This is a genomic window from Microbacterium capsulatum (genome assembly GCF_030865425.1).
GTDB classification, from domain to species: Bacteria; Actinomycetota; Actinomycetes; order Actinomycetales; family Microbacteriaceae; genus Microbacterium; species Microbacterium capsulatum.
In genome coordinates, this window is sequence record NZ_JAVFCB010000003.1 from 301,153 (window position 1) to 313,322 (window position 12,170).

Annotated in this window: 13 protein-coding genes; 3 read left to right on the forward strand and 10 right to left on the reverse strand. The window is 71.1% G+C overall.

Annotation, left to right across the window (positions count from 1 at the left end; translation table 11 throughout):
* Positions 1 to 100: 100 nt before the first annotated feature.
* Genes paaC through paaA form a run of 3 tightly spaced genes read right to left on the reverse strand, consistent with a single transcriptional unit; the run spans position 101 to position 2,225 of the window.
* The gene (gene paaC / locus RBR11_RS06800; protein ID WP_308488563.1) at positions 101 to 943 is read right to left on the reverse strand and encodes a 1,2-phenylacetyl-CoA epoxidase subunit PaaC; all 843 of its coding nucleotides are present in this window, start codon (positions 941 to 943) and stop codon (positions 101 to 103) included.
* Entirely contained in the window at positions 940 to 1,245 is a 306-nt protein-coding gene (gene paaB, locus RBR11_RS06805; protein WP_308488564.1) for a 1,2-phenylacetyl-CoA epoxidase subunit PaaB, read from the reverse strand. Before paaB ends, paaC begins: the two co-directional genes overlap by 4 nt.
* Complete coding sequence (gene paaA, locus RBR11_RS06810; RefSeq protein WP_308488565.1) at positions 1,245 to 2,225, reverse strand: 1,2-phenylacetyl-CoA epoxidase subunit PaaA; 981 nt, start codon at positions 2,223 to 2,225, stop codon at positions 1,245 to 1,247. The genes paaB and paaA overlap by 1 nt, the downstream gene beginning before the upstream one ends.
* Before the next feature lie 111 nt (positions 2,226 to 2,336).
* Between paaA and paaI the strand changes: the two genes are divergently transcribed.
* Together paaI and paaK are read left to right on the forward strand one after the other, a co-directional pair.
* Complete coding sequence (gene paaI, locus RBR11_RS06815; protein WP_308488566.1) at positions 2,337 to 2,777, forward strand: hydroxyphenylacetyl-CoA thioesterase PaaI; 441 nt, start codon at positions 2,337 to 2,339, stop codon at positions 2,775 to 2,777.
* Positions 2,774 to 4,048 carry a phenylacetate--CoA ligase PaaK gene (gene paaK, locus RBR11_RS06820; protein WP_308488567.1) on the forward strand — a complete coding sequence of 425 codons (1,275 nt, stop codon included), beginning with the start codon at positions 2,774 to 2,776 and terminating at the stop codon, positions 4,046 to 4,048. The genes paaI and paaK overlap by 4 nt, the downstream gene beginning before the upstream one ends.
* 262 nt (positions 4,049 to 4,310) lie before the next feature.
* Here the strand turns inward: paaK and RBR11_RS06825 are convergent, their stop codons facing one another.
* From RBR11_RS06825 to RBR11_RS06845, 5 genes are all read right to left on the reverse strand, one after another.
* The gene (locus RBR11_RS06825) at positions 4,311 to 4,610 is read right to left on the reverse strand and encodes a GIY-YIG nuclease family protein (protein WP_308488568.1); all 300 of its coding nucleotides are present in this window, start codon (positions 4,608 to 4,610) and stop codon (positions 4,311 to 4,313) included.
* 261 nt (positions 4,611 to 4,871) lie between these two features.
* Positions 4,872 to 6,926, reverse strand: coding sequence for a phenylacetic acid degradation bifunctional protein PaaZ (gene paaZ / locus RBR11_RS06830; RefSeq protein WP_308488737.1), 2,055 nt, complete (start codon positions 6,924 to 6,926; stop codon positions 4,872 to 4,874).
* A gap of 2 nt (positions 6,927 to 6,928) precedes the next feature.
* The gene (locus RBR11_RS06835) at positions 6,929 to 7,792 is read right to left on the reverse strand and encodes a 3-hydroxyacyl-CoA dehydrogenase family protein (RefSeq protein ID WP_308488569.1); all 864 of its coding nucleotides are present in this window, start codon (positions 7,790 to 7,792) and stop codon (positions 6,929 to 6,931) included.
* Complete coding sequence (locus RBR11_RS06840) at positions 7,789 to 8,529, reverse strand: enoyl-CoA hydratase/isomerase family protein (RefSeq protein WP_308488570.1); 741 nt, start codon at positions 8,527 to 8,529, stop codon at positions 7,789 to 7,791. Before RBR11_RS06840 ends, RBR11_RS06835 begins: the two co-directional genes overlap by 4 nt.
* Before the next feature lie 3 nt (positions 8,530 to 8,532).
* Positions 8,533 to 9,720, reverse strand: a complete 1,188-nt coding sequence (locus RBR11_RS06845) for a thiolase family protein (protein ID WP_308488571.1) — start codon at positions 9,718 to 9,720, stop codon at positions 8,533 to 8,535.
* Positions 9,721 to 9,853: 133 nt separating this feature from the next.
* On the opposite strand from RBR11_RS06845, the gene RBR11_RS06850 reads away from it, so the two are divergent.
* The gene (locus RBR11_RS06850; protein WP_308488572.1) at positions 9,854 to 10,495 is read left to right on the forward strand and encodes a TetR/AcrR family transcriptional regulator; all 642 of its coding nucleotides are present in this window, start codon (positions 9,854 to 9,856) and stop codon (positions 10,493 to 10,495) included.
* Positions 10,496 to 10,620: 125 nt separating this feature from the next.
* On the opposite strand, the gene RBR11_RS06855 is transcribed toward RBR11_RS06850, so the two are convergent.
* Positions 10,621 to 11,259 carry an MIP/aquaporin family protein gene (locus RBR11_RS06855; protein ID WP_308488573.1) on the reverse strand — a complete coding sequence of 213 codons (639 nt, stop codon included), beginning with the start codon at positions 11,257 to 11,259 and terminating at the stop codon, positions 10,621 to 10,623.
* 162 nt (positions 11,260 to 11,421) lie between these two features.
* Positions 11,422 to 12,141: an SDR family NAD(P)-dependent oxidoreductase gene (locus RBR11_RS06860; RefSeq protein ID WP_308488574.1), complete on the reverse strand. Its 720-nt coding sequence runs from the start codon at positions 12,139 to 12,141 to the stop codon at positions 11,422 to 11,424.
* Positions 12,142 to 12,170 lie beyond the last annotated feature (29 nt).

A 12,170-nucleotide genomic window follows, 5' to 3' on the forward strand; every position in this document is an offset into this window, starting at 1 on the left:
CCCGCCGGGCCCGCGGGCCCCCCCCCGCCCACCGCCCGCCTGCAGGGGGGCGGGCCGCGACCAGCGAGCGAAGTGGAGGGGGACGTGGAGGAGGGCCGGGTCACCATGTCGCCCCCGGGTGCTTGCGGGCGAGCACCTGCATCTCGGTGAGGAGGTGCCCGAGCGGCGTCGCGTGGGATCCGTGGCGTCCTCCGCCGCTCGACGTCGAGACCGCCGGGATCTCCAGCTCGGCCTCGGCGAAGACCGCCTCGATCACGGCGTCGAAGCCCGGGCGCAGCGACGACGGGCGCACGGCCGCGTCGCCGAGGCGGTCGATCAGCTCCTCGTCGCGGAACAGCTCGGCCGCGTAGGGCCAGACGTCGGTGAAGGCGCGGACGACCCGGCTGCGGGACTCGTCGGTGCCGCCGGCGAGGCGCAGCGTCCACTGCACGGCGTGGTCGCGGTGGTAGTCGACCTCCTTGACCGCCTTCTCGGCGATCGCGGCGAAGGTCGGATCCGTGCTCGCGCGCAGGGCCGAGTACAGCTCGAGCAGGTAGGTGCTCGCGATCAGCTGGCGCGCGATCGTCTGCGCGAAGTCGCCGTTGGGCTGCTCGAACAGCCAGGCGCTGCGGAACTCCTCCTCGTCGCGGAAGTAGGCGAGGTCGTCCTCGGTGCGGCCGTCCCAGCTGCCGGCGTAGCGGAGGAAGGAGCGGGCGTGCCCGAGCAGATCGAGCGCGATGTTGCCGAGCGCGATGTCCTCCTCGAGCTCGGGGGCGTAGGTGATCCACGCTCCGAGCTGCTGGGACAGGATCAGCGCGTCGTCGCCGAGCCAGAGCGCGTACTCGGCGATGTCGGCGGACGCGGCGCGCTCCCCGGACCCGGCGAGCTCCGCGGCGAGCGCGAGCTCGGAGACCGAGACGTCGCCGTGCGGGTCGACCGCACCATCGAGATCGTGGGCGCTCACAGGTGCGGCACCCCCTCCGACGCCGTGTAGTACACGGCGTGCCGGTAGTTCTTGCCCGCCGGGCTCTCGAAGAACGCGCCCTTGTCGTCGGGGTCGCTCGTGGTGATCGCGTCGGCCTCGACCACCCAGATCGAGGTGCCCTCGTTGCGCCGGGTGTAGAGATCGCGGGCGTTGCGGATCGCCATCGCGGCGTCGGGGGCGTGCAGGGATCCGACGTGCACGTGGCTGAGCCCGCGGTTCGCGCGGACGAAGACCTCGAACATCGGCCAGGTCTCCTCGGGGGATGCGCCGGGGGTGGTCATCAGGCGGCCTTCCCTTCGCTCTGACGGAGGGCCTGCTTGCGGGCGTACTCGGCCGCGGCCTCGCGCACCCAGGCGCCCTCCTCGTGGGCGTCGCGGCGCCGCTGCAGGCGCTCCGCGTTGAGCGGGCCGTTGCCGCGGACGACCTCGAAGAAGTCCTCCCAGTCGATCTCGCCCATCTCGTACAGCCCGGTCTCCTCGTCGAAGCGGAGATCCGGATCCGGCAGGGTGATCCCGAGGATCTCGGCCTGCGGCACGAGCATCCCGACGAAGCGCTGACGCAGGTCGTCGTTCGAGAAGCGCTTGATCTTCCACTGCATCGACTGCGCCGAGTTCGGGGACTGGTCATCGGGCGGGCCGAACATCGCGAGCGCCGGCCAGTACCAGCGGTTCACGGCGTCCTGCGCCATCGCGCGCTGCTCCTCGGACCCCTGCATGAGGGTGAGCAGGATCTCGAAGCCCTGCCGCTGATGGAAGGACTCCTCCTTGCAGATCCGCACCATCGCCCGGCCGTACGGGCCGTAGGAGGCGCGGCACAGCGGCACCTGGTTGCAGATCGCGGCGCCGTCGACGAGCCAGCCGATCGCGCCCATGTCGGCCCAGGTGGGCGTGGGGTAGTTGAAGATCGACGAGTACTTCGCCTTGCCGTCGATGAGCTGCTGCATCATCTCGTCGCGGGTGATCCCGAGCGTCTGCGCGGCGGAGTACAAGTACAGGCCGTGCCCGGCCTCGTCCTGCACCTTCGCCATCAGGATCGCCTTGCGCTTCAGGCTCGGGGCGCGCGTGATCCAGTTGCCCTCGGGCTGCATCCCGATGATCTCGGAGTGGCCGTGCTGGGAGATCTGCCGGATCAGGGTCTTCCGGTACGCGTCCGGCATCCAGTCGCGGGGCTCGATGCGCTGCTCGTTCTCGATGAGGCCGTCGAACACGGCCTGGGCGTCGACGTCCGCGGTGAGCGACATCGGTGCGGTTGGGACGGTCATCCTCGACTCCTCCGTGAATTACCTACCGTTCGTCCAGTTATTATGGCACACTCGTACCGTTCGCAGAAGAACGCCCGCTGGAACGGCGCTGCATCGCTCGAAGGAGAACCGATGACCGACACCACCCCGGAGCTGCGGCCGATGCTGCAGCGCGATCGGGCCTCCGCCGCCCTCGGCATGCGGGTCGAGGTGGACGAGCCCGGCCGGGCCGTCGTCTCGATGCCCGTGCGCGAGGACATGACGAACGGGTTCGACATCACCCACGGCGGCATGGTCTTCACCCTCGCCGACACCACCTTCGCGATCGTCTGCAACGAGGACGAGCGGGTCACCGTCGCCGCCGGCGCCGACATCACGTTCCTGAAGTCCACCCGGGCGGGCCAGATCCTCACCGCGACCGGCGTACGCCGTGCGCGCAACGGCCGGACGGGCCTGTACGACATCACGGTGACCGATGAGACCGGCGACGTGGTCGCCGAGTTCCGCGGCCGTTCGATCACCACGAACCGCGCCGTTCCCGACGGCGCCGACGCCGAAGGAGACCCGTCATGACCGATGCCGCCGAGGCGATGACCCGGGAACAGCTGCAGACTCTGCAGCTCGAGCGGCTGCAGTGGTCGGTGCACCACGCGTACGAGAACGTGCCCTTCTACCGGCTCGCGTTCCAGCGCGCCGGGGTGCATCCGGACGACGTGACGTCTCTGGCGGATATCGCCCGGCTGCCCTTCACGACGAAGAACGATCTGCGCGAGTATTACCCGTTCGGCATGTTCGCCGTGCCGATGACGGAGGTGCGCCGGATCCATGCCTCCTCCGGCACGACCGGGCGCCCCACGGTCGTCGGCTACACGCAGAGCGACCTGGACAACTGGGCCGACCTCATCGCCCGCTCGCTGCGCGCGGCGGGCGTGCAGCCCGGCTGGAAGGTGCACAACGCGTACGGCTACGGCCTGTTCACCGGCGGTCTCGGCGCGCACGCCGGCATCGAGCGGCTCGGCGCGACCGTCATCCCGATGTCGGGCGGGCAGACCACCAAGCAGGTGCAGCTGATCCACGACTTCGAGCCCGATGCCATCATGTGCACGCCCACGTACCTGCTCACGATCGCCGACGCCATGGAGGACGCCGGGATCGATCCGCGCTCCACGTCGCTCAAGGTCGGGATCCTCGGCGCCGAGCCGTGGACGAACGAGATGCGGCATCAGATCGAGCAGCGCCTGAACATCGACGCTGTCGACATCTACGGGCTCAGCGAGGTCATGGGCCCGGGCGTCGCGATGGAGAGCGCCGCCACGAAGGACGGCCCGCACATCTGGGAGGACCACTTCCTGCCCGAGATCATCGATCCCGAAACGGGCGAGCCGGTGCCCGACGGGGAGCCGGGCGAACTCGTGTTCACCACGCTCACGAAGCAGGCGTTCCCGGTGATCCGGTATCGCACCCGCGACCTCACCCGCCTGCTCCCCGGATCCGCGTACCCCGCGATGCGCCGGATGGAGAAGATCACCGGCCGCGATGACGACATGATCATCCTGCGCGGCGTGAACCTGTTCCCGACCCAGATCGAGGAGCTCGCCCTCGGGATCGAGCACCTCACGCCGCACTTCATCCTGGAGCTGACCCGGCAGGGCCACCTCGACTCGCTCACGGTGCGGATCGAGCGCCACCCCGACATCGACGCGGAGACGTGCGCGGCCGCGGCGGACGTGCTGAAGCTGCGGATCAAGCAGTCGATCGGCACGTCGGTCGACGTGCGGATCGAGGAGCCCGGATCCCTCCCCCGCAGCGAGGGCAAGTACAAGCGCCTCTACGACCTGCGCTGACGTACCCCGGGGACGTTGAGCGAGCACGCGCAGCGAGCGAGACGAAACGACGGCGATCCGCGGGAAACCGCGTTTCGTCTCGGTCGGCTCCGCCGTCCTCGCTCAACGACCCCGAACAGGCGGAGCAGCCTCCATCGGGGACGTTGAGCGAGCACGCGCAGCGAGCGAGACGAAACGACGGCGATCCGCGGGAAACCGCGTTTCGTCTCGGTCGGCTCCGCCGGCCTCGCTCAACGACCCCGAACAGGCGGAGCGGCCTCGCTCAACGACCCCGGGGAAGGCGACGGGTATTGACGCTCCAGCCGCGGATCGCGTCCAGCCCGCCCTCGATGAATGCGGCTCGCTTCGCGTGACTCCAGCCCTGGATCCGCTTCTCCCACGCGAACGCCTCGTCGACGCGTTCGCACTCGACATGCCAGACCAATGCCACCGGCAACCGCCGGCGCGTGTACGCCGCGCCTTCGCCCGCGGCATGCTGTTCCAACCGCCGATCGAGGTCGTTCGTGCTTCCGGCGTAGAACGTGCCGTCGTTGCATCTCAGGATGTACGCGTATCCGGTCATCCGCCGAGGCTAGCGACGGCCTCCGACGCTCCCCCCGGGGTCGTTGAGCGAGCACGCGCAGCGAGCGAGACGAAACGACGGTGATCCGCGGGAAACCGCGTTTCGTCTCGGTCGGCTCCGCCGTCCTCGCTCAACGACCCCGAGGAGGGGGCCTGCGGCCGTCCTCGCTCAACGACCCCGAGGAGGGCACCTGCGGCCGTCCTCGCTCAACGACCCCGAGAGGCCCCGTTCCCGGGCGGCGTTTTCCATCTCCGACGCGGATCAGGCCGGGGCGAGCTCCTTCTCGACCAGCGTCAGCACGTCGTAGGTCGCGACGATCTCGTCGCGCTGGTTGTGGATCACCGCATCCCAGCGCACCTCGCCGTACTCGTCCGTCTCGCGCGGAGTGATCTGCTTCGCGGTGAGGGTCACCCGGATCGAGTCGCCGGGCTTCACCGGGGTGACGAAGCGCAGGTTCTCCAGGCCGTAGTTCGCGAGCACGGGCCCCGGCTCGGGCGACACGAACAGGCCGGCCGCCCAGGACACGAGCAGGTAGCCGTGCGCCACGCGCCCGCCGAAGAACGGGTTGGCCTCGGCGGCCTCCTCGTCCATGTGCGCGTAGAACGTGTCGCCGGTCGAGTACGCGAACGCCTCGATGTCCTCGAGCGACAGCTCGCGGAAGCCCGATTCGACCTGATCGCCGAGGCGCAGTTCGGCGAGCGATTTGCGGAACGGGTGCACGGCGCGGTCGGTGCCGGCGCCGGGGTGCCAGACGCCGGTGATCGCGGTGAGGATCTCGGGCGTGCCCTGGATCGCGGTGCGCTGCATGAAGTGCATGACCGAGCGGATGCCGCCGAGCTCCTCGCCACCGCCGGCCCGGCCGGGACCGCCGTGCACGAGGTGCGGCACGGGCGAGCCGTGCCCGGTCGAGGTGCGCGCGTCGTCGCGGTTCAGGAACAGCACCCGGCCGTTGTACGCGGCGATGCGGGTGAGCAGCTCGGTCGCCACCTCGGGATCCTTCGTCGCGACGCTCGTGACGAGCGATCCGCCGCCGCGCCCGACGAGTTCGGCGGCCTCCTCGAGGGTCGAGTAGCCGAGCACGCTGGAGACCGGGCCGAACGCCTCGACCTCGTGCACGGCCGGGGCGGTCGTGTCGGCGAAACCGACGAGCATCGGGGCGACGAACGCGCCCTCCGGGGCGGGTCCCACGCTGCCGTCGGCGTGCACGACGGACGGCGCCTCGGCGGATCCCATCAGCAGCTCGCCGCCCGCGGCGCGCAGGGCCGCGACCTGGCGCAGCACCTCGTCGCGCTGCGCGGTGGAGACGAGCGGACCCATGGTGACGCCCTCGGCGTGCGGGTCGCCGATCACGACGCGCTCGGCGATCTTCGCCCGCAACGCGTCGACGAGCGGGCCGACCGAGTCGGCCGGCACGATCGCGCGCCGGATCGCCGTGCACTTCTGCCCGGCCTTGGTGGTCAGCTCGACCATGAGCTGCTTGACGTACGCGTCGAACTCCGGGGTGTCCGGCGTCGCGTCCGGGCCGAGCACCGAGGCGTTGATCGAGTCGGTCTCGCTCGTGAAGCGCACGCCGTCCGCGGTCTGCGCGCGCAGGCCCGCCGCCGTGGTGGCACTGCCCGTGAACGCGACCAGGTCGCCGAGGCGGAGCAGGTCGAAGATCCCGGGGAGGGATCCGCTCACGAGCTGGAGGGATCCGTCCGGCAGCAGACCGGAGTCGACGAGGATCCGCACCCACGCCTCCGCGATGTACGCGGTCGGGGTCGCGGGCTTGACGATCGACGGGACGCCGGCGAGGAACGCGGGTGCGAACTTCTCCAGTGCTCCCCACATCGGGAAGTTGAACGCGTTGATCTGCACGGCGACGCCGGGCAGGCGGGTGTACACGTGCCGGCCGAGGAAGGATCCGTCCTTCGAGAGCGGCTCGACGGGGCCGTCCAGGATCACGGTCGCGTTCGGCAGCTCGCGGCGGCCCTTCGAGGAGAACGTGAACAGCACGCCGATGCCGCCGTCGACGTCGGAGTACGAGTCGCGGACCGTGGAGCCGGAGGACTTGGAGAGCTCGTACAGCTCCTCCTTGTGCTCGTTCAGCACGGTCGCCATCTGCTTGAGCAGCATCGCCCTCTGATGGAACGTGAGCGCGCCGAGGCTGCGCTGGCCGACCGTGCGGGCGTAGTCGACCGCGCCGGCGAGGTCGATCCCCGCGGAATCGACGCGCACGATCTCGGCGCCGGTGGACGCGTCGCGGACGATCGTGCCGCCCTCCGACGCAGAGGTCCACCACGATCCCTGCAAGTAGCTGGGCAGCAGTCCGGTCATGGTCACTCGCTCCATTCGTAGAATCCGCGGCCGGTCTTGCGGCCCAGGTGTCCGTCCGCGACCATGTCGCGCAGCAGCTGCGGCGGCGCGAACCGGTCGCCGAGCTTGGCGTGCAGCTCCTCGGCGATTCCGAGCCGCACGTCGAGGCCGACGATGTCGGTCGTCCGCAGCGGCCCGGTGGGGTGCCGATAGCCGAGCTCCATCGCCGCGTCGATGTCGGCGGCCGTCGCGACGCCCTCCTCGAGCATCCGGATCGCCTCGAGCGCGATCGCGACGCCGAGCCGGCTCGACGCGAAGCCGGGGGCGTCGGCGACGACGACCGCGGTCTTGCCGAGCGCCTCGACCCAGCCCCGGGCGTCGTCCACGAGTTCCTGCTCGGTGGCGGCACCCACGACGACCTCGACGAGCGAGGACGCCGGCACGGGGTTGAAGAAGTGCAGGCCGAGGAAGCGCTGCGGCCGGTCGAGCGACGCGGCGAGGTCGTCGATCGAGATCGAGGACGTGTTCGACGCGACCGCGGCGCCGGGCGCGGCCGCCTCGATCCGGCGCAGGCTGTCGACCTTGAGCGCGCGGTCCTCGGGGACGGCCTCGACGACGAGGTCGCGGTCCGCGAAGAGGGCGGTGTCGGCGCCGGTGGAGAGCAGGGCCTCCAGCTCGTCGAACGTCTGGTCCGTGCTGCCCCGCTCGACCGAGCGGCGCAGGCTCTCCCTGATGCGCTCGCCCGCGGCGGCCGCGGTGGGCTCGTCGCGCTCGACCACGACGACCTGGGACCCGGCGAGCAGGAAGGCGTGTGCGATGCCCGCGCCCATCCGTCCGCCGCCGAGCACGCCGACGCGCTCGGGCGCCAGCAGGTTCCGTCCGCTCATCGGCGGTTCCTCCGATCCAGGAAGGCGGTCATCCGCCGGTGCTTCTCCGGGCTCTCGAACAGCTCGGCCTGCAGCTCCAGCTCGATGTCGGGGTGCCGGTCGGCCGCGGCGAGCAGCGCGGTCTTGGTGTGCCGGGTGGCGAGCGGGTCGTTCGCGGCGATGCGGTCGGCGATCGCGTGCGCCGCGGCGAGCAGGTCCTCGGACTCGTGCAGGGACGACAGCAGCCCCCAGGCGAGCGCCTCGTCCGCGGTCAGCTGGCGCCCGGTGAGCAGGAGCTCGGCCGCGCGGGCCTCGCCGACGATCTGCGGCAGGCGCCAGGTCGCGCCGGCCGCGGCGATGATGCCGAGGCCGGTCTCGGGGTTGCCGATCCGGGTCGACGGGGTGCCGATGCGGATGTCGGCGGCGTAGGCGAGCTCGGCGCCGCCGCCGAGCGCGTAGCCGTCGATCGCGGCGATCACCGGCATCGGCAGCTGCCTGATGCGCCGGAACGCCATGGTGTTGATGCCGCGGCGGGCGTCCTGCGCCCGCCGGTCGCGGAGCTGGGCGATGTCGGCGCCCGAGGCGAAGACGCCTCCGGATCCGGCGATGATGAGGATCCGCGGGTGCTCCTCGAGTTCGGTGCACAGCGCGTGCAGCTCGTCGATCATCGCCTGGTCGATCGCGTTGCGCGTCTCGGGGCGGTCGAGGATCGCGGTCACGTGCGCCTCGGTCCGCTCGATGCGGAGGATCTCAGCCATGGTTCACACCCGTTCCAGGATCATCGCGGTGCCCTGCCCGACACCGACGCACATCGTCGCGAGGCCGTACCGCGCGCCCTCGCGCTCCATCCGGCCGAGGAGCGTGACCAGGATCCGGCAGCCGCTCGATCCGAGCGGATGGCCGAGGGCGATCGCCCCGCCGTCGACGTTCACGATCTCCGGATCCAGGCCGAGCCGGCGCATCGAGGCGAGGGACTGGGTCGCGAACGCCTCGTTCAGCTCGACCGCTCCGAGGTCGGCGACGGTGAGCCCGGCCTTCGCGAGGGCCTTCTCCGTGGCCGGCACGGGGCCGAGGCCCATGATCTCCGGGGCGAGCGCCGCGGAGGCGGAGGCGACGATCCGGGCGCGCGGGGTCAGCCCGTGCCGTGCGACCGCGTCGGAGGAGGCGACGACGATCGCCGAGGCGCCGTCGTTGAGCGACGAGGAGTTGCCGGCGGTGACGACGCTGCCGCCCGCCACGACCGGCCGCAGTCCGGCGAGCACCTCGAGGGTCGTCTCGCGTCGCGGCCCCTCGTCGGTGTCGACGGATCCGCCCTTCGGGGTCGGCACGGCGACGATCTCGGCGGCGAGCCGGCCGGCGTCGATCGCGGCGATCGCGCGCTGGTGGCTGCGCAGGGCGAAGGCGTCGGCGTCCTCGCGGGTGATGCCGTCGAGGCGGGCGACCTCCTCCGCGGTCTCCGGCATGGAGAAGGTGGCCTTCTCCCGCGCGATGAGGCGCGGGTTCGCGAAGCGCCAGCCGATCGAGGTGTCGAACTCGGGGCCCGGCTTGGCCCAGGCGCGCTCCGGCTTGGCCTGCACCCAGGGCGCACGGGTCATCGACTCGACGCCGCCCGCGAGCATGACGTCGGCGTCGCCCGCACGGATCGCCTGCGCGGCCATCGCCACGGCCGACATCCCGGACGCGCAGAGCCGGTTCACCGTGATGCCGGGCACGCTGTCGGGCAGGCCCGCGAGCAGGGCGGCCATCCGTGCGACGTTGCGGTTGTCCTCCCCCGCCTGGTTCGCGGCGCCCAGGATGATCTCCTCGACCGCGTCATCCGCGATCCCCGCGCGGGACACCGCCTCGCGGACGACGAGCGCGGCGAGGTCGTCCGGACGGACGCCGGCGAGGGCGCCTCCATAGCGGCCGACGGGCGTGCGCACGCCGCCGATGAGGTAGGCCTCGGACATCGTCATCCTCCCGGGTCGTCGTCGACGGGTTCGCGGATCGCTCTTGTTTCCCGACCGATCGTTCAGTAAAACTATCTCAGACGGACGCGGAACCGGGCAAGTCCGACGCGACCGGGATGGGAGAATGAGGCGGATGAGCACTCCCCGCACCGCCGTCGCGGACACCGACGACGAGGCCGTCCCCCGCGCACGCCGCGGACGCCCCGGATACGACCGCTCCCAGGTGCTCGAGATCGCCGTCGGCCTGTTCAACGAACAGGGCTACGACGCGACCAGCGTGTCGGGGCTCGCCGAGAAGCTCGGCCTCAGCAAGGCCGCCCTGTACCACCACTTCTCGTCGAAGGAGCAGATCCTCGAGATCGCGCTCGACGACGCCCTGAGCGGGCTGGAGGCCGTGCTCGACGACGCCCTGGCCGGCGACGACCTGCCCGCCGCGACCCGGCTCGTCGCCGTGATCGAGGGCGCCGTGCGCGTGCTGACGAGCCGGCTGCCCCAGGTCACCCTGCTGCTGCGGGTGCACGGCAACAGCGATGTCGAGCGTGCGGCGCTCGTGCGCCGGCGCGCGTTCGACCAGCGCGTCGCGCGCCTCGTCGAGGCTGCGCAGGACGAGGGCGCGCTGCGCGCGGACATCCGCCCCTCGGTGACCACGCGTCTCATCTTCGGCATGATCAACTCGATCATCGAGTGGTACCGCCCCGGCCAGACGACCGTCGCCCCGGACGAGCTCGCGACCGACGTCACCCGCGTCGTCTTCGACGGCCTCCGCGCCTACTGAGGCCGGGCCTTCCGGATCCATCCCGTGGAGGTGCGATCCTCCTGCGGAATGACACGACGGATGCCGGAAACACGGATCGCCCCGCGCTCCGGGGAGCACGGGGCGATCCGAGAGGGATCCGAGGATCAGGCCTTCTTGACGTCGGCGCTGTTGAGCACGCGGAACAGCAGCGCGGCGATCGCGGCACCCACGAGCGGCGCGACGATGTAGAGCCACAGGTTGGCGAAGTCGAACTGGCCGCTGATCGACAGGCCCAGCGCGACGGCCGGGTTGAAGCCGCCGCCCGAGATGCCGCCGACCGCGACGGCGCCGGCGAAGACGGTGCCACCGATGGCGAGGCCGTAGAACGAGTTGTTCTCGTTGTCCTTGGAGGTCGCGACGTTCAGGACGACCCACACCAGGGCGAGGGTGAACAGCGCCTCGACGAGGAAGGCCGGGCCGACCGAGATCTTGACGGCCTTGGCGGCGTGCGGCCAGACGGCGAAGCTGGCCAGGGCGGCGAGGGAGCCGCCGACGAGCTGCGCGATAACGTAGGCGACGAAGTCGGTGACGCCGATCGCGCCGCGGATCAGGACGCCGAGGGAGACAGCCGGGTTGAAGTGCGCGCCGGAGATGTGGCCGGTCGCGTAGACGAGAACGGTCAGAGTGAGACCGATCGCGAGCGGCGTCACGGGGCTGTTCGCGTTGACCGCGCCGATGATCGCGAACACGAAGAGGAAGGTCGAGATCGCCTCGGCGAGCGCGTTCCGAGCAATACCAGTCATTTCCAATGCCTTCTGTTAGGTCGAGGGTGAGGCGGATCTGCGCATCCTGCACGCCGGCCGGCGCACCCTGCTGAGCGCAGCCCAGAATACCGGGTTCCTGTCAATCCCCTGGGAGCATCCGTAGCAAACCGACGAATTGCTTCCTCGAGCACTCGGCGCGCGTCACTTCCCGACGGCGGTCCATCCGCCGTCGACCGCGAGGCACTGCCCGGTCACGAAGGTCGCCGCATCGAGCAGATAGCAGATCGTCGATGCCATCTCGGCGGGCATCGCGAGGCGCCCCAGCGGAGTCCGCCGTTCCACGGCCTCGATGTCGTAGCCGCCGGCGATCAGCTGCTCGAGCATCGGCGTGCGCGTGTGCGCGGGGGCGATCGCGTTCACGCGGACGCCGAGAGGCGCCCACTCGATCGCCAGGTTCTCGGTCACCTGCCGGATCGCCGCCTTGGCGGGGCCGTAGTCGATCTGGTTCGCCCAGCCGCCGTAGGCCGTGGTCGAGGAGATCAGCACGATCGACGCCGATGCACCGCCCAGACGGCGCACGACCTCCCGGCAGACCGAGACGGTACCGACGACGTGGACGTCGTAGAGGCGCCGCATCAGCGCGAGCGGCATCTCGAGTGCCGGCACGTAGGCGCCGCGGATGCCGTGGCATGCGACGACACCGGTGACCACTCCGCCGCGGGCCAGTGCCGCACCCACGGCGGCGGCGACGGCCGTCTCGTCGGTGAGGTCGACGCGCTCGGTGGCGGCCCGGCGATCCGGCGATTCGTCGAGGTCGAACACCGTGACCGCGTGACCCCGGGCGAGCAGCTCGTCGACGACGGCGGCGCCGATCCCGCTCGCCCCTCCGGTGACGATCGTGTGCGGGACGGCCCGGTCCATGTGTCCTCCACGGCGTCGATGAGAAGCGA